Below are 15,894 nucleotides of genomic sequence, written 5' to 3' on the forward strand. Positions count from 1 at the left end.
GAGACGCCCGGCGCGCTAAGGGAGCCCATGCAAATATACCTGCCCATCGCCGAAGTATCGGTCAATGCGTTCCTTCTGCTGGGACTGGGCGGGCTTGTGGGTGTCCTTTCCGGGATGTTCGGCGTGGGCGGCGGCTTCCTGATGACGCCGCTTCTCTTCTTCATCGGCATCCCCCCCGCGGTCGCTGTGGCGACCGAGGCAAACCAGATCGTCGCCTCGTCCTTCTCGGGTGTTTTAGCCCATTTCAAGCGAAAAACGGTGGATCTCAGGATGGGCACCGTGCTGCTCATAGGCGGCCTCATAGGCGCCGCCCTGGGTGTGATGGTGTTCAACTATCTCAAGTCCCTGGGCCAGGTCGATCTGCTGGTCAAGCTTTGCTACGTCGTCTTCCTCGGCGTGATCGGCGGGCTGATGTTCATGGAATCGCTCCGCGCGATCCGCAACGTCAAGAAGGGCAAGGCGCCTGCCCGCAAGAAACACAACTGGATCCACGGCCTGCCCTTCAAGATGCGCTTCCGCGTCTCCGGCCTCTACATCTCGGTGATTCCGCCGGTGCTCGTCGGCATCAGCGTCGGTATCCTCGCCGCAATCATGGGTGTGGGTGGCGGCTTCATTATGGTGCCCGCGATGATCTACCTGCTGGGCATGCCCACCAAGGTCGTGGTCGGCACCTCGCTGTTCCAGATCATCTTCGTCACCGGCTTCACCACGATGCTGCACGCGACGACGAACTACACCGTCGACGTGGTCTTGGCGGTCCTGTTGCTGGTCGGCGGCGTCATCGGTGCCCAGATCGGCACCCGCATCGGCGTCAAGCTCAAGGCCGAACAGCTTCGTATCCTTCTGGCGCTCATGGTGTTGGCGGTCTGCGGCAAGCTGGCCCTCGACCTGCTGCTGCAACCGGCAGAGCTTTACTCGCTCGGCGCGGCCGGGGGGCACTGATGCGCGCGCTCTGCCTTGTCCTCGCGTTCATCCTGGCCCTGCCGGCCATGGCAGAGGAAATTGTGCTGGGCCTGTCCAAGGACACGGTCTCGATCAATACCAACTTCGACGGGTCGGAAATCCTGGTCTTCGGCGCGGTCAAGCGCGAGGGTCCGATCCTCGACGATCCGCGCCTGCAGGTCATCATCACGATCTCCGGCCCCTCCGAACCCGTGATCGTGCGGCGCAAGGAAAAACGCTTTGGCATCTGGGTGAACACCGATGCCGTCGAGGTCGACAGCGCACCGAGCTTCTATGCCGTCTCCACCAGCACCCTGCTTGGCCTGTCGCTGAAGGATATCGAGGACATCCGCCATAAAATCTCGATTCCGCGCGCGATCCGCTCCGTCGGCGCGCCGATGAACATCATGGACAGCGAAAGCTTCACCGAGGCGCTGATCCGGATCAAGACAAGCTCCGGCCAGTACCAGCTTAACGAGGGCACCGTAAGCGTGGACGAACAAACCCTGTTCCGTGCACGTGTCGAATTGCCCGCCGCCCTGACCGAGGGCGACTACCAGACACGCATCTTCCTGACGCGCGGGGGCGAGGTGGTCTCGAAATACGAAACCTCCATCTACGTGCGCAAGGTCGGCATGGAACGCTGGCTCTTCCAGCTGAGCCGCGAGAATGCCTTTCTCTACGGCGTCATGTCGCTCGCCATCGCCATCGCAGCAGGCTGGGGGGCATCGGCAGTCTTCAGCGTGATCCGGCGGTAGCGCGTTCGTCCCGGGCCGAGGTTGTTCGCGGAACAGCTTGCCTGACACGGAATCCGCGCTTTCTCGCGATGTGCATGCTGTCCATCTAACCAACACTGACGAAGGGTCGCACAGCCAAGCTGCTGACGGTGAAACCGTTGACCCGTGTCAATCTGGCGCGCCCGCGCCTTGCTATCATTCCTCAATGATGCCTTGAACCGAGGAATGGCCAATGAAGATGCCCCGCATCCGGCTATCCGTAGAAGCTTTCTCTTGCTGCTTCCGTTTTCCCGAGGGCGCGATGGTCAGGCAGCCGTCTGCTGCCAAGAAGTCGCACCTTCCCCTGGGTTTCAGCCAACCGATATGGGAGGACTGTCGCTTTTCAGATCACATAAAGCCCCGAGGCACTTGCAGAGAACAGGTCGGCCCTTGGTCCAGGGACCAGACCATTTCTTACTCCCGCGCAAGGTGTCGAGGACTGTTCCAGCAACTCTCTAACGAAGGCGCGTATTCAGATAGCAGCAGACGCGAAGTGGTTTCAAATTTTGGAGGGAAATTATCATGACAGGTATCAACTACTCCCGTGTACTTCTCGGCGGCATCGTGGCCGGACTCCTGCTTGCCGGTGGTGAGGCAGTCCTTGGTTCGTTCGTTCTGAGCAGCGATTGGGAAGGGACATCGATAGACCCCCAAGCCGTCACCCACGGAACCTGGCACTCGCTGGGTGTGATCAGCGTCGTCTTCCTCAACGGCTTTGTGCTGACGTGGCTCTATGCTTCGATGCGCCCGCGCTTCGGGCCCGGACCGAAGACCGCAATCCTTTCTGGTCTTACGCTTTGGCTGATCGCTTGGGCGCTCATGGGAATATCATTGACGCTGAGTGGCGTTGTCACCTCACGCATCGCCATCGTATCGGCGATCTGGGGAGTCTTCGAGGTGCCCCTGGCAGCGCTTGCCGGTGCATGGTTTTATCGCGAGAACAACCAGACAGGTGCGCAGGCGTTAAACGCATAAGGTCTCGGGCACCGAAAGGCAGAGTGCAGCTTTTCGCTACACATCGGCCTCCGGTCTCCTACCCCCGCCCTACAAACGGCATCCGGTTCGCCATAACGGTCATGAACAGCACATTCGCCTCCGGTGTCACGTTGACCATGTGCCAGACCGCCGCTGCCGCATTGGACACATCCATCGTCTTTGTCCCCGGATTGGCTTCCTTCAGGCGCGCCACCATCTCGGTCTCCGCATTCCCGATATCGATCTGACCGCAGCAGATGCCCAGTTCCCGCCCGTCCAGCGACAGCGATTTCGTCAGCCCCGTGATCGCGTGTTTCGTCGTCGTATAGCAGACCGACCCCGGGCGCGGCGTATGCGCCGAAATGGACCCGTTATTGATGATCCGGCCGCCGCGCCCCTGCGCTCGCATTCGGCCAAACGCCAGCCGCGCGGCCAGGAACATCCCGTGCAGGTTCACCATCATCACCTGTTCCCAGTCCGCGATGGCGATCTCGTCAATGGGGGCCGCCTTGCCGAACATCCCCGCATTGTTGAAGAGCACATCTAGCTCGCCGAAAGCCTCAAAGGCCGCCTCTAGCCCTTCCGCATCCGTCACATCCGCAGGCAGTGCAACCGCGTTCTCGTGCCGCGCCGCGATCTCCTCCAGCCTGTCCGCGCTCCGCGCCACCAGCCCCACGCGCCAGCCTTCCGTCAGGAACCGCTCCGCAGTGGCAAGGCCAATGCCGCCGCTGGCCCCTGTTATCAGGATCGATTTCATCCCGTCTCCTCCTCCGTTGCACCCAGTGTCAGGGGGGCCGCTGGCAACGCCCTCAGATCATCCACGACCAGCGGTCCGCTGGGCTTCGACAGCCTGTTGCGCACCACCCAGATCAGCCGCTCCTGCGCGCGCGTGATCGCCACATAGGCCAGCCGTTTCCAGAGCGGCTGCCCCGCCTCCGTGCGGCCCATCCGCGCCGCCGCCCAAAGGTCGGGCGCAAAGACCTGAACAGTCTCCCACTGGCTGCCCTGCGCCTTGTGGATCGTCACCGCTGCCCCGTGCAGAAAGGTCGCCCCCATACGCGCGGCAAAGGGAATGAAGGGCTCCTCCTCGTCCGGCTTCTCGATCTTGACGATCGACGCGGCGCTGACCTGCGGGTCCTCCGCTCCCATGACATGCAACCGGCTGAACCCGGGCTTGCGCCCCTCGCCGAGGAAGATCACCTGCGCCCCCTTGATCAGCCCCCGCGCCTCCAGATCCAGCCGCTTCTTGCGGTGCTTCAACGGCAACTCGATCCCGTCGCAGATCAGCGGCTCCCCCGCCAAAAGCGCATCCTCCGGCGCGCCATGAACGGCACGAAAGGCATTGATCAGCCGGATGCGCGTGGCGTTCCGCCAGACCAGCACGGGCGAGCGCGCCATCAGGTCCACCTCCACCCGCTGTCCCCAGACGACACGGTCATCACTACGCGCCTTCTCTTCGACCATCCGCTCGAAATCCTCGAACCCAAGCGCGGGATCGCCCAGCGCATGGGCCAGATCGAGAATGGGATTGTCCGCATCCTGGCGGAAGATGCGGTTCAGCGTCAGCACCCGCTTTTTCGGCAACTGCTCAAAGACCATGGCCCCCGACTGGTTCACCGGCGCCAGCTGCGCGGGATCGCCAAAGAGCAGCAGCGTCGGAAAGATCTCCTTCAAATCCTCGAACTGCTTATCATCCAGCATCGAGGCCTCGTCGACGAACCCGATGTCCAGCGGCTCCTCCCGCCGCTTCCAGCCGGTGATGAAGTCCGACCCGCGAAGTCCCGCCGCCGCCAGCGCCCCGGGGATCGACTTGTTGCCCGCATAGAAGGCCGCCGCGCGATCCAGTGCCTCGGGCGTCAACCCCTCGATCTCGGGCCGCTCCCCGCTGCCCGCCAGCCACTCGGCGATGCGTTCGTATTCGGGGTCATAGACCGGCGTATAAAGAATGCGGTGAATGGTCGTCGCAGGCACGCCACGCAGGCGCAGCACGCTCGCGGCCTTGTTGGTGGGTGCCAGGATTGCCAGCGTGCGCTTGTCACGGCGTTTCCGGCTTTCGTAGTCGCCGGATACCGCCTCGACCCCGGCGGCCTCCAACGCCTTGTAAAGCTCCGCCAGCAGCAAGGTCTTGCCCGACCCCGCCTTGCCTGTCACCGCCATGACCTGATCCGCCCCGCCGGGCGGCGGCATAAGCAAACTGTCCTCAAGGTCGATGCCCGCCCCGCGCAGCATCTCGGCCACGCTGTCATAGGCCGTGGCCTGATCGTCGGAATAGGTCAGCGCAGTGTTCATGACACCTGTCTAAGGGCTGGGCCCGGCAGGGACCAGCGCCATCGCGCTGCTTCAGGCGGTTTTGGCCCTTGCCCACCCTGTACCGCTGCCCATCGCCTGGTCGAACCAGAAGCGCGACTGCTCAGGCGTGACACCGGCGCGGGCCGCGACCTGCGCCTGCGCCTCGGTCGTGAAATCCCACAATCCCACGGAAATCCGACTGCGCCCATCGCCTTCGCTGCCCAGCACCTCCGGAGAGGAACCGATCATCCGGTAGATCCGGACCATCCGCGCGTCAAAGACACCCACCAGATGTTTCACCCCAAATCCCTGCATGACCTCCCCGCCCCCCAGCATCAGCGCGGCGGCCACATGCGCCCCCGCACCGCGCCGCAGGCAGAACCGCGTGCATTCCCAGATCAGCGGACTGCAAAGCGGACCCGGCACCAGATGGCCGAAGATATCGTTCACCATCACCGGCCCCGTCGTCGGCAGGAACCGCATGGAGCCGCCATGCCCCCCGTCCGGCTCCTCCCAGATCACGTAGAGCGGGTTCAGGGCGTCGTAGGCGTCGCGCTCCTCCCCATGCCTGTCAACCTCCACCTTCCAGCCCAGCCGGGTCCTGAACTGATCCGCACGGTCGCGGAACATGGCCCGCGCCAGTCGCGGATGAAGGTGAAGCTGATCGGAATAGAGATAGCGCAGCATGAAAGGCTCCGGTCTGGAAGAGATGACCGAAGGGTTAGGGCCGCATTCTTAATCTGTGCTGATACCACCGGGCGTTGCCACCCCCGTCCCGCGCAACGCCCACGAGCTTCGGTGAGCCTGCAGCGCGGTTGGGACAGCATCTCGCGCGCACCTCCGCCCTCTCCACACCGCCGCAGCCCTCCAAGCGAAAAGGCGCAGCCGATGCGCGCGCCTCTCAGACCACGATCAGCCCCCGGCTCAGGGTGCGCGCAACCGCATGGGTCGTGTTCAGCGCGCCCAGCTTGAACCGCGCGCTTTCGATGTAGGCCCTGAGCGTGTGCTCGGATATCTGCAGCTCGACGGCCACCTGCGCCCGGCTGTACCCGATCGCCAGCAGCGTCATCGCATCCACCTCGCGCGGCGAAAGAGGCTGCGCGGGATCGGGCTGACGGTCCGGTTCGAACTCCAGCGCCTTTTCGTTCAGGTAATGACCGATCAGCACCATCTCGCGACGATACCGCGCGATGAAAGCCGCCCAGTGATCGTCATCGCACGTGTTGTTGACGGAAAAGAGCGCGAACTGCCCGTTCGGCCCCCGCACCGGGACCGAGAAACCCTGATTGCCCACGCCGTAGTCAAGCGATTCCCGCTGGAACGCGCGGGCGGCCCTGGACGACCAGTCAAGCTGCTTCCAATCGACGGGATGAAAGGGCTGGAAACAGCCGATCACCACCGGGTCGATGCGCTGGTAATTCTGAGCGATGTACCGTTCCTGCCAGGCCAGCGAATGGTTGCCGCAGCCGTATTGGTCGCCCGCGGAATCGACCCAGTGATAGGCGATGTGATCGACGTTGAGGTGGTCGCGCAGCGCTTCGGTCGCGGCCTGGAGCCCGGCAAGCGTATCAGCTTGCTCCAAACTCTCCAGAATGAAGTCCATCTGGTGAAATCTGCCCATGGCCCTGCGCTTCAATCCTCTCTTCGCGGGCGGCGATCTCGGCCATGGCAACAATTGCGGTGTCATCCAGTTGCTCGGCCAGGGCCGGCAGATCGATCGACAAGGCGAATGTCTTCAAGTCGGCAAGAACGTCCAAAATCCAGTCACTTCGCATTGTCAGAGTCGCTTCCAAATGGTTAACAGGGAGTTAACACAACTTTAGCATGCACAGAGATTATGGGAAATTCGCTGGTTTCCACTCCCCAGATCTGGTAGGAGCCAGACTGGCAAGCAGTTGTTTTCGCAAGATGGTTGAATACTTCAACAAAAAGGCCCGCGAATCGCTCCTTGGATTCGCGGGCCGATTTTTCCGGCTGGGAACAACCTGAAGTTACTTGCGCGCCTCCAGCGCGTCTTCCAGCGTCCTGAGCCCCGTCGTGGGCGACTGCACCAGCACCGACATGTTGCCCGGCTTATGCTCGTTGCGCATCATCTTCATGTGCGCCTCGGGCAGGTCCTTCCAGGCAAAGACTTCGGACATGCAGGGGTCAAGCCGCCGCTCCAGCATCAGCTTGTTGGCCGATGCCGCCTGCTTGAGGTGGGCAAAGTGGCTGCCCTGCAGGCGCTTCTGGTGCATCCACATGTAGCGGACGTCGAAGGTACAGTTGAAACCGGAGGTGCCCGCGCAGATCACCACCATGCCGCCCTTCTTCACGACGAAGGTGGAGACGGGGAAAGTGCTCTCGCCCGGGTGCTCGAACACCATGTCGACGTTCACGCCCTTGCCGGTAATCTCCCAGATCGCCTTGCCGAACTTGCGCGCCTCGGCAAACCACGTGGCATATTCCGGCGTGTTCACCTTTGGAAGCTGACCCCAGCAGTTGAAGTCCTTGCGGTTCAGTACGCCCTTGGCACCAAGGTCCATGACGAACTGCCGCTTACTTTCGTCCGAGATGACGCCGATGGCGTTTGCGCCTGCGGTGTTGATCAGCTGGATCGCATAGGACCCCAGACCGCCCGACGCGCCCCAGACCAGCACGTTCTGGCCCGGCTTCAGATCATGCGGCTCGTGTCCGAAGAGCATCCGGTAGGCCGTCGCCAGCGTCAGCGTGTAGCAGGCCGCCTCTTCCCAGGTCAGGTGCTTGGGGCGCGGCATCAGCTGCTGGGACTGCACGCGGGTGAACTGCGAAAATGACCCGTCCGGCGTCTCGTACCCCCAGATACGCTGCGAAGGCGAATACATCGGATCACCGCCGTTGCATTCCTCGTCATCGCCATCATCCTGGTTGCAGTGGATCACCACCTCGTCACCCACCTTCCAGCGGGTGACCTTGTCACCCACCGCCCAAACGATGCCCGCTGCATCGGAACCTGCGATGTGATAGGGCTGCTTATGCCCGTCGAAGGGGCTGATCGGCTGGCCAAGCGCCGCCCAGACACCGTTGTAGTTCACACCTGCGGCCATCACCAGAACCAGCACGTCTTGGCTGTCGAGCGCCGGCACGTCCACCACTTCCTCCAGCATCGCCGTATTCGGCTCGCCGTGACGCTCGCGGCGGATCGCCCAGGCGTACATCTGTTTCGGCACGTAGCCCATGGGCGGGATCTCACCCATTTCATAGAGGTCCTTTTCGGGCGCATCATATTGCGCGATGGTTTGGTCGAGTGCCATGCGGGGCCTCCTGTCGGTTAGCCTGTCTGAATTGCCGCGATGCAGAATCGTATCGCTTCCAGAGTGGAATATGAGGCTCTGCGCAACAATGCAACCTCAGAACCGCCATTTTTGAAATTTTATGACCCTGCGGGCGCAGAAAATTACTTTGCCGTTGCAGCATCGCCTTCAAGGAAATGCGCAATCGAGTTGGCGTAGAAGCGCAGCACCGGCTCCTGGCCCCGGGACACCTGCCAGCGCCCGTCGTGAAGCTCGATCAACTCGCGGTCCTTCATCCCCTTAAGCCTGCGCGCGATCTCCCGCTCCAGCGCCTCCGCCTTGACCACCAGATTCGCTTTCGGGACACGCGCCATCGCCTCGGCAACCCCCGCCTCCAGCGCCGCCTCGTCAAGCGGCCCGCTCTCAAGCAGCACATGACACAGCAGCGGCACGACAGGCACGGGCATCGTCCGGGCAATCCGGTCCATCAACTCGTCAAGCATCACCTCGACCGGACGCCCCACACCGTCCTCGCGAAGCGACAGCGGCGCGCCGAAAGCCACCGCCGCCGCGCCAAAGCGCGTCTCCTGCCGCGTCAGCCGCTGCCAGAGCTTGTGCAGAATGAACCCCACAATCACGGTGATCCGCGCCCCGAACCGCCTGTCCCCGCGCTGATCGGCGGCGATCAGCACCCGGTCCTCCAGCACGCGGTCATAGTTGATGGCCACTGGCACAAAGACGACGTCGCGCTCACCCTCGGGGTCGAACCCTTCGACCAGGTAAGACATCAGCCCCATCTTCGGTGCCTGCAACCTGCCGTTCAGGCTCAGCCCGCCCTCGGGATAAAACGCCTGGTTCACCCCGCCCGCCGTCGCCATCTGCACATAGCGCGCCAGCACCTTGCGATAGAGGTCCCCCCGCGACCGGCGACGGATAAAGTACGCGCCCAGCGATTTGATCAGCCAACTCAGCGGCCAGACCCGCGCCCATTCACCCACGGCATAGGACAGCGCACTGTCCCGCGCGGCAAGATAAGTGACCAGCACGTAATCCATGTTCGAGCGGTGGTTCATCACAAAAACCACCGTGGCGTTCTTGGGAATGGCGTCGAAGGTCGCCGCATTGCCGTCCGCCGTCTCGACCCGGTAGACTGATTTCACCAGCAGCCGCGCAACCCGAATGGCAAAGCTGAAATAGGTAAAGGCAGAGAAACTCGGCACGATCTCGCGCGCGTAATCGCGCGCCTTTTCAAACGCCACGTTTTCGGGCACGCCATTCTGGCGCGCGTAATTCACGATCTCCTTTGACACTTCCGGATCGTAAATCAAACGCTGGATCATGTCATAGCGCCGCGCCAGCTTGAACGGCTCGATGGGGCGCTTCAGACGGGTATTAAGCTGTTTGACCGCCTTCTCCAGACGCCGGCGAAAAAACCACCTCACCGAGGGGATCAGGAAATGACTGAGCGCCGTGACCATGGCGAAAAGCACGATCAGGATGAAGAGCCAAAGAGGTAACTGCACGGTCTGAGTCATCCGTGCCACCCTTACAGCGAGACGGGCCAAGAACAATAGAGACCACGCACGTCACGTCCGACCTGTGACCGCACCGCGCCGCCCGCCTCTTGCGTGATCCGGTTTCGTGCCGCACAATGCCGCAACGCAGCGAATTGACATTGTCATAAAATGTCGCATATGTCAGCCTCGACGCAACAATATTGCCCAATCGATTCAAGGAGCGCCCCATGGCCGAACACACCAAAGACCGCCCCTGGCTGATCCGGACCTACGCCGGACACTCCACCGCCGCGGCCTCCAACGCGCTCTACCGCTCGAACCTGGCCAAGGGTCAGACGGGCCTGTCCGTGGCCTTCGACCTGCCCACCCAGACGGGTTATGACAGCGACCACGTCCTGTCGCGCGGCGAAGTGGGCAAGGTCGGCGTGCCGGTCTGCCACCTTGGCGACATGCGCACGCTCTTCGACCAGATCCCGCTCGAACAGATGAACACCTCCATGACGATCAACGCGACAGCTCCCTGGCTGCTCGCCCTCTACATCGCCGTGGCCGAGGAACAGGGCGCCGACGTTTCGAAACTGCAAGGCACCGTGCAGAACGACCTGATCAAGGAATACCTCTCGCGCGGCACCTACATCTGCCCGCCCGCGCCCTCGCTCAAGATGATCGCGGACGTGGCCGAGTACTGCTACACCAACGTGCCCAAGTGGAACCCGATGAACGTCTGTTCCTACCACCTGCAAGAGGCCGGTGCCACGCCCGAGCAGGAACTGGCCTTTGCCCTCGCTACCGCCACCGCCGTCTTGGACCAACTCCGCCCGCGCGTCGATCCGGTGGATTTCCCCGCGCTCGTGGGCCGCATTTCTTTCTTCGTGAACGCCGGCATCCGCTTTGTGACGGAGATGTGCAAAATGCGCGCCTTCGTCGATCTCTGGGACGAGATTTGCGAAACCCGCTACGGCGTGGACGATCCGAAATACCGCCGTTTCCGCTATGGCGTGCAGGTCAATTCGCTGGGCCTGACCGAACAGCAGCCCGAGAATAACGTCTACCGTATTCTCATCGAAATGCTGGCCGTGACGCTGTCGAAAAAGGCCCGCGCCCGCGCCGTGCAATTGCCCGCCTGGAACGAAGCCCTCGGCCTGCCCCGCCCCTGGGACCAGCAGTGGTCCATGCGGATGCAGCAAATCCTGGCCTACGAAACCGACCTTCTGGAATTCGACGACCTTTTCGACGGCAACCCGGCGGTCGATGCGAAAGTCGAGGAATTGAAAGAAGGCGCCCGCGCCGAATTGGCCCTGCTCGACAAGATGGGCGGCGCAATCGACGCCATCGACTACATGAAATCACGCCTCGTCGAAAGCAACTCCGACCGCCTTGGCCGTATCGAGGCAGGCGAAACTGTCGTCGTCGGCGTGAACAAATGGCAACAGGGCGAACCCTCGCCCCTGATGACCGGCGATGGCGGCATCATGGTCGTGGACCCCGCCGTCGAAGCCGACCAGATCGAACGCCTGAACGCGTGGCGCGCCGAGCGTGACGACGAATCGGTGAAAAAGGCCCTTGCCGACCTGCGCACCGCGGCCGCCGAGGGCCGCAATGTCATGCCCGCTTCCGTCGCGGCCGCCAGGGCAGGCGTGACAACCGGCGAATGGGCCGCACAGATGCGCGCCGTGCACGGCGAATACCGGGGCCCGACCGGTGTGGCCAAGGGCCAATCCAACAAGACCGAAGGTCTCGACGATCTCCGTTCCGCCGTCGACGCGGTCAGCGACAAGCTGGGCCGCCGCCTGAAATTCCTGGTCGGCAAGCCCGGCCTCGACGGTCATTCAAACGGAGCAGAACAAATCGCCGTGCGCGCCCGCGACTGCGGCATGGACATTTCCTACGAAGGCATTCGCCTGACCCCCGCCGAGATCGTCGCCGCCGCGAAAAAGGACGACGCCCATGTCGTTGGCCTGTCCATTCTCTCCGGCTCCCATATTCCGCTGGTGGAAGACCTTATGGGACAGATGCGCGAGGCGGGTCTTGGCCACGTCCCCGTCATCGTTGGCGGTATCATTCCCGATGATGACGCGGCCAGGCTGAAAGCCATGGGCGTGGCGCGGGTTTATACGCCGAAAGACTTCGAATTGAACATGATCATGCAGGACATCGTGACACTGGCCGACCCCGCCGCCGTCGCGGCTGAATAGCCTCCGAAAAAGATATCTCTTTTTCTTTCTTAAATTATTGGTAATCCCTGATGCATAATCCGAATGCAAACAAAGGGATTTCCATGGAAATTGATCTGAAATCAATGAGCGCCAAGCAGCTGGAAAAACATCTTAAGGATGTGAAGAAAGCGCTGGCGAACGTTCAGGCCCGCGATCGTCGCGAGGCAAAGAAAGCCGCCGAAAAAGCGGCCGCCGAATTCGGCTTTACCCTGAGTGACCTGTCCGAGGGAGCAGCCGCTCCGAAAAAACCCCGCAAAACAAGGGCAAAGGCAGCAGGCCCAAAATCAAAGCCGAAATTCGCCAATCCGGAAAACCCGAAACAAACTTGGACCGGAAAAGGGCGACAGCCGAATTGGTATCGCGCGCAGATAGAAAAGGGAAAAACGCCCGAGTCCATGGCGATTTAAGCTCGCTCGCCCAGAAAGTGTGAGGCAGGACGGCAAGTTGGTCGAATGACAGGGGACCGTCGATCAGGTTTCTTCAGTTTGATTCGGCATTGACGATATCTTCAGGTTGTAATGGATTATTTCGCGTTGCATTGACGTGTATTCATGCAACGCGAATTCCGCCACTTGCCCCTTCTCGCCTCTCACGCCACTCTGGACAAAACACCAACGGGAAAAGCGATGACCGTTCATATCGGCGCCAAGCCAGGCCAGATTGCCGAAACCGTTTTGATGCCCGGCGATCCCTACCGCGCCCGCTGGGCGGCCGAAACGTTCCTGGACGGCGCGGAACTGGTCAACGAAGTGCGTGGCATGCTGGGCTTCACCGGCACCTGGAAAGGCAATCGCGTCACCATTCAGGGCTCCGGCATGGGCATGCCGTCGCTGTCGATCTATGCAAACGAACTGATCACCAGCTACAACGCCCAGACGCTGATCCGCATCGGCTCCTGCGGCGGGATGCAACCCCATGTCGGCATCCGAGACGTCATCATCGCCATGACCGCGAGCACCATCACCTCGCCCTCCTCCGGCATCTTCCGTGAGGTGAATTTCGCCCCCTGCGCCGACTGGTCCCTGCTCCGCGCCGCCGTCGCCGCGGCCGAGGCGAAGGGCACCAGGACCCATGTCGGCGGCATTTACTCCTCCGACGTCTTCTACGCCGAACGCCCCGATCTTGACGAACAGATGGTGCGCCACGGCATCCTCGGGGTCGAGATGGAGGCAGCCGAGCTCTATACCCTCGCCGCCCGCCACAAGCGCCGCGCGCTGGCGGTGCTGACGGTCTCGGACCATCTCCAGACAGGCGAGGCGCTGCCGTCCGAGGACCGCGAGCGCAGCTTCGGCGACATGGTCGAAATCGCGCTTGAGGCGGCCTTCGCCTGAACCTCAAACCGCTCGCGGGTTACGCGGGCGGGAATGAGTTGTATTGGAAAGATGAAGCGGGACGTTGGCGCTCAGGTTCCGTGGCAGCGGTCATAGCCGTTCAGCGGGGGCGGTGACCAACCGGCCAATGCGCCTTCCCGGGGCGCAAACACCTCGACCAGCAGCGGATAGCACCGCGCCGCATCGGATGAATGTTCGGCCGAGCAATCGCCGCCCGGACAGGCGCTCAGCGCGCCGAGGAGGTCGATCTCGGCGAAGAATTCGATGAAATCGCCGGGCCGCACCGGGCTTGCCTTCATGAAGTACTGGCCGGTGTCCCGCGTGAATCCGGTGCACATGAAGACGTTCAGTACATCGTGGACATGCGCCTCGGCCTCGTGCACGGACACACCGAGATGTTTCGCCATCGCCCGCGTCAGGTTCGAATGGCAGCAATGGTGATACTGCCCCCCCGACAGCAGGTTATGCGTATAGGGGTCGCACCGCGTGCCGATCACGTCATGGACCGATCCGCCGAAAGCGTCGACACCGTACCAGTCAAGCGTATCATGGGTGATCGTCGCCATCGGCCGCATCCCCGGAAAGGACGACCACATCCGCTCCCCGGTGGTCAGATGGGTGCCGTGCAGCGCACGTGTCTTGCCGGAATAGAAACGCTCTGACAGGTCCCGCGCATTCCACAGGTTCAGGTCGCCCACCTGCGGCCCCTCGATGCTGGTGATGCGAAAGAAATGCCCCGCCGGCACCTTGAAGGTCGCCGCATCGCGCGGTGGCACGATGACCTCGCCCGTTTTCGTCAGCCCCTCCCGCGCACGGGCGTAGAGCGCCATGTCAGGCTGCGGCAGCGTCTCGACCGGGTAACAGATGACCGGCTTGACCGCTCGCCGCCTCTCCGCATCGCTCGGCGCCCCGCTCACGCGTGTTCCCCCGCGATCCGGCCCGAGAAAAGGCAACCGCCGAGGAACGTTCCCTCCAGCGCGTTGTACCCGTGATACCCGCCCCCACCGAAACCACAGACCTCGCCCGCCGCATAAAGCCCCGGCAGCACATCCCCCTTCGGCGTCAGCACCCGTCCCTCAATATCCGTATGCAAGCCGCCCAGCGACTTGCGAGTCAGCACGTTCAGCCGCACGGCAATCAGCGGCCCCGCCATCCGGTCAAGGATACGATGCGGCTTGGCCGTCCGAATCAGCCTGTCGCCCTTGTAGTTCCGCGCCCCGTTGATCGCGGTGATCTGCGCATCCTTGCAAAAGGGATTCGCGACCTGCGCATCCCGCGCCTCGATCTGGGCGCGGATATGCGCAAGGTCCAGCGGATGCTCCGGCGTGATCTTGTTCATCTCCGCCACCAGCGTCTCGAGATCATTCGCCACGACGAAATCCGCGCCCTTCTGCTTGAAGGCCTCCACCGCCGGTGTCGCCCCCTTGCCCAGCCGCGCCTTGAGCACGTCCATCCAGCCGCCCTCGGTCAGGTCCGCGTTCTGTTCAGAGCCCGACAGCGCGAATTCCTTCTCGATGATCTTCTGGGTCAGGATGAACCACGAATGCTCCCCCGCCTTCAGGATTCGCCGCAGCGTCCCCAGCGTGTCGAAACCCGGCAGATAAGGCGCCTCCATCCGGTCCCCCTTGGCGTCGAACCAAATCGACGACGGCCCCGGCAGCACGCGGATACCGTGGTTGGGCCAGATCGGGTTCCAGTTCTGCAGCCCCTCGCAATAGTGCCACATCCGATCCTCGTTGATCAGGCCCGCACCCGCCTGTGCCGCGATCCCGTGCATCCTGCCATCGACGTAGTCCGGCACCCCCGCGACCATGCGTTTGGGTGCCTTCCCGAGCCGCGCCTCGGGCCAATGCTTGCGCACCAAATCATGATTGCCGCCGATCCCGCCGGTGGTCAGCACCACGCTCTCCGCGCTCAGCTCGAAATCCCCGACCACCTCGCGCGAGGTGCTCTGCCCCCGTAACGCCGTCGTGCGCTCCAGCACGTCGCCGCGTACCCCGGTCACCGCACCATCGGTCGTCACCAGTTCCGTCACCCGGTGCCGGAACAGCAGCTTCATCTGCCCTGCAGCGGCATATTTCACCATCAATTCCGCAAAGGGCTTCACCACCCCCGTCCCGGTCCCCCAGGTGATATGAAACCGCGGCACCGAATTGCCGTGCCCATGGGCCATCTCACCCCCGCGCTCGGCCCAGCCAACAACGGGAAACCAGCGCATGCCAAGGGCGTAGCACCACTGACGCATGCCCCCGCCCGCCCAGTCGATGAAGGCCTCCGCATAGGCACGCGGATTGGCATCTTCGGGCCGGTCGAACTGCGCCGAGCCCATCCAGTCCTTCAGCGCCAGATCCTTGCTGTCCCTGATCCCCAGCCGCCGCTGCTCTGGCGTGTTCACCATGAAGAGCCCGCCCAACGACCAGAACGCCTGCCCGCCGAGGGACTTCTGCCCCTCCTGGTCGACCATCAGCACCGTGCGCCCGCGCCGCACGGCCTCATGGGCTGCGACCATACCGGCAAGCCCGGCACCCACGATGATGATATCTGCCTTGAAATCCGTCATTATGTCCCCCCGGTTGGGGAAACGTTAGCGCGCGCTC

Annotated in this window: 15 protein-coding genes; 6 read left to right on the plus strand and 9 right to left on the minus strand. The window is 62.7% G+C overall.

Annotated elements, in window-relative coordinates:
- Nucleotides 1–27: 27 nt before the first annotated feature.
- The 3 genes from AB2B41_RS15495 to AB2B41_RS15505 all read left to right on the plus strand — a co-directional run bounded on the left by AB2B41_RS15495 (nucleotide 28) and on the right by AB2B41_RS15505 (nucleotide 2,693).
- Complete coding sequence (locus AB2B41_RS15495) at nucleotides 28–942, plus strand: sulfite exporter TauE/SafE family protein (protein ID WP_367878719.1); 915 nt, start codon at nucleotides 28–30, stop codon at nucleotides 940–942.
- Nucleotides 942–1,700 carry a TIGR02186 family protein gene (locus AB2B41_RS15500; protein ID WP_367878720.1) on the plus strand — a complete coding sequence of 253 codons (759 nt, stop codon included), beginning with the start codon at nucleotides 942–944 and terminating at the stop codon, nucleotides 1,698–1,700. Before AB2B41_RS15495 ends, AB2B41_RS15500 begins: the two co-directional genes overlap by 1 nt.
- Before the next feature lie 540 nt (nucleotides 1,701–2,240).
- On the plus strand, nucleotides 2,241–2,693 hold the full coding sequence (locus tag AB2B41_RS15505) for a hypothetical protein (RefSeq protein ID WP_367878721.1): 453 nt from the start codon (nucleotides 2,241–2,243) through the stop codon (nucleotides 2,691–2,693).
- Nucleotides 2,694–2,751: 58 nt separating this feature from the next.
- Here AB2B41_RS15505 and AB2B41_RS15510 read toward each other — a convergent pair whose 3' ends face one another.
- The 7 genes from AB2B41_RS15510 to AB2B41_RS15540 all read right to left on the minus strand — a co-directional run bounded on the left by AB2B41_RS15510 (nucleotide 2,752) and on the right by AB2B41_RS15540 (nucleotide 9,768).
- Nucleotides 2,752–3,450: an SDR family oxidoreductase gene (locus AB2B41_RS15510; RefSeq protein ID WP_367878722.1), complete on the minus strand. Its 699-nt coding sequence runs from the start codon at nucleotides 3,448–3,450 to the stop codon at nucleotides 2,752–2,754.
- On the minus strand, nucleotides 3,447–4,982 hold the full coding sequence (locus AB2B41_RS15515; protein ID WP_367878723.1) for an ATP-dependent DNA helicase: 1,536 nt from the start codon (nucleotides 4,980–4,982) through the stop codon (nucleotides 3,447–3,449). Before AB2B41_RS15515 ends, AB2B41_RS15510 begins: the two co-directional genes overlap by 4 nt.
- 51 nt (nucleotides 4,983–5,033) lie before the next feature.
- Nucleotides 5,034–5,669 (minus strand): acyl-homoserine-lactone synthase, encoded by a 636-nt coding sequence (locus AB2B41_RS15520; protein WP_367878724.1) that lies wholly within the window; start codon nucleotides 5,667–5,669, stop codon nucleotides 5,034–5,036.
- A 214-nt stretch (nucleotides 5,670–5,883) separates the two neighbouring features.
- The gene (locus AB2B41_RS15525) at nucleotides 5,884–6,603 is read right to left on the minus strand and encodes a helix-turn-helix transcriptional regulator (protein ID WP_367878725.1); all 720 of its coding nucleotides are present in this window, start codon (nucleotides 6,601–6,603) and stop codon (nucleotides 5,884–5,886) included.
- A complete protein-coding gene (locus tag AB2B41_RS15530) occupies nucleotides 6,551–6,739 on the minus strand; it encodes a hypothetical protein (protein ID WP_367878726.1) in 189 nt (62 codons plus the stop codon). The genes AB2B41_RS15525 and AB2B41_RS15530 overlap by 53 nt, the downstream gene beginning before the upstream one ends.
- Nucleotides 6,740–6,973: 234 nt before the next feature.
- On the minus strand, nucleotides 6,974–8,254 hold the full coding sequence (gene ccrA / locus AB2B41_RS15535; protein WP_367878727.1) for a crotonyl-CoA carboxylase/reductase: 1,281 nt from the start codon (nucleotides 8,252–8,254) through the stop codon (nucleotides 6,974–6,976).
- Nucleotides 8,255–8,397: 143 nt separating this feature from the next.
- Complete coding sequence (locus AB2B41_RS15540) at nucleotides 8,398–9,768, minus strand: 1-acyl-sn-glycerol-3-phosphate acyltransferase (RefSeq protein ID WP_367878728.1); 1,371 nt, start codon at nucleotides 9,766–9,768, stop codon at nucleotides 8,398–8,400.
- Nucleotides 9,769–9,977: 209 nt separating this feature from the next.
- On the opposite strand from AB2B41_RS15540, the gene AB2B41_RS15545 reads away from it, so the two are divergent.
- The 3 genes from AB2B41_RS15545 to deoD all read left to right on the plus strand — a co-directional run bounded on the left by AB2B41_RS15545 (nucleotide 9,978) and on the right by deoD (nucleotide 13,297).
- Complete coding sequence (locus AB2B41_RS15545; protein WP_367878729.1) at nucleotides 9,978–11,945, plus strand: methylmalonyl-CoA mutase family protein; 1,968 nt, start codon at nucleotides 9,978–9,980, stop codon at nucleotides 11,943–11,945.
- Nucleotides 11,946–12,028: 83 nt separating this feature from the next.
- Nucleotides 12,029–12,373, plus strand: coding sequence for an H-NS histone family protein (locus tag AB2B41_RS15550; protein ID WP_367878730.1), 345 nt, complete (start codon nucleotides 12,029–12,031; stop codon nucleotides 12,371–12,373).
- Between the two features lie 219 nt (nucleotides 12,374–12,592).
- Nucleotides 12,593–13,297: a purine-nucleoside phosphorylase gene (deoD, locus tag AB2B41_RS15555; RefSeq protein WP_367878731.1), complete on the plus strand. Its 705-nt coding sequence runs from the start codon at nucleotides 12,593–12,595 to the stop codon at nucleotides 13,295–13,297.
- A 71-nt stretch (nucleotides 13,298–13,368) separates the two neighbouring features.
- Here the strand turns inward: deoD and AB2B41_RS15560 are convergent, their stop codons facing one another.
- Nucleotides 13,369–14,214, minus strand: a complete 846-nt coding sequence (locus AB2B41_RS15560; RefSeq protein ID WP_367878732.1) for an urea carboxylase-associated family protein — start codon at nucleotides 14,212–14,214, stop codon at nucleotides 13,369–13,371.
- The gene (locus AB2B41_RS15565) at nucleotides 14,211–15,857 is read right to left on the minus strand and encodes an FAD-binding dehydrogenase (protein ID WP_367878733.1); all 1,647 of its coding nucleotides are present in this window, start codon (nucleotides 15,855–15,857) and stop codon (nucleotides 14,211–14,213) included. The genes AB2B41_RS15560 and AB2B41_RS15565 overlap by 4 nt, the downstream gene beginning before the upstream one ends.
- Between the last annotated feature and the right edge of the window lie 37 nt (nucleotides 15,858–15,894).

It is taken from the genome of Sulfitobacter sediminis, assembly GCF_040811725.1.
Taxonomy (GTDB): domain Bacteria; phylum Pseudomonadota; class Alphaproteobacteria; order Rhodobacterales; family Rhodobacteraceae; genus Sulfitobacter; species Sulfitobacter sediminis.

What these genes read in the sequence shown, in the direction of transcription:
- AB2B41_RS15515 (WP_367878723.1), bottom strand. Translation starts at nt 4,982, where the DNA reads ATGAACACTGCGCTGACCTATTCCGACGATCAGGCCACGGCCTATGAC.
- ccrA (WP_367878727.1), bottom strand. Translation starts at nt 8,254, where the DNA reads ATGGCACTCGACCAAACCATCGCGCAATATGATGCGCCCGAAAAGGAC.
- AB2B41_RS15565 (WP_367878733.1), bottom strand. Translation starts at nt 15,857, where the DNA reads ATGACGGATTTCAAGGCAGATATCATCATCGTGGGTGCCGGGCTTGCC.
- AB2B41_RS15505 (WP_367878721.1), top strand. Translation starts at nt 2,241, where the DNA reads ATGACAGGTATCAACTACTCCCGTGTACTTCTCGGCGGCATCGTGGCC.
- AB2B41_RS15545 (WP_367878729.1), top strand. Translation starts at nt 9,978, where the DNA reads ATGGCCGAACACACCAAAGACCGCCCCTGGCTGATCCGGACCTACGCC.
- AB2B41_RS15520 (WP_367878724.1), bottom strand. Translation starts at nt 5,669, where the DNA reads ATGCTGCGCTATCTCTATTCCGATCAGCTTCACCTTCATCCGCGACTG.
- AB2B41_RS15510 (WP_367878722.1), bottom strand. Translation starts at nt 3,450, where the DNA reads ATGAAATCGATCCTGATAACAGGGGCCAGCGGCGGCATTGGCCTTGCC.
- AB2B41_RS15500 (WP_367878720.1), top strand. Translation starts at nt 942, where the DNA reads ATGCGCGCGCTCTGCCTTGTCCTCGCGTTCATCCTGGCCCTGCCGGCC.
- AB2B41_RS15525 (WP_367878725.1), bottom strand. Translation starts at nt 6,603, where the DNA reads ATGGGCAGATTTCACCAGATGGACTTCATTCTGGAGAGTTTGGAGCAA.
- AB2B41_RS15540 (WP_367878728.1), bottom strand. Translation starts at nt 9,768, where the DNA reads ATGACTCAGACCGTGCAGTTACCTCTTTGGCTCTTCATCCTGATCGTG.
- AB2B41_RS15550 (WP_367878730.1), top strand. Translation starts at nt 12,029, where the DNA reads ATGGAAATTGATCTGAAATCAATGAGCGCCAAGCAGCTGGAAAAACAT.
- deoD (WP_367878731.1), top strand. Translation starts at nt 12,593, where the DNA reads ATGACCGTTCATATCGGCGCCAAGCCAGGCCAGATTGCCGAAACCGTT.
- AB2B41_RS15495 (WP_367878719.1), top strand. Translation starts at nt 28, where the DNA reads ATGCAAATATACCTGCCCATCGCCGAAGTATCGGTCAATGCGTTCCTT.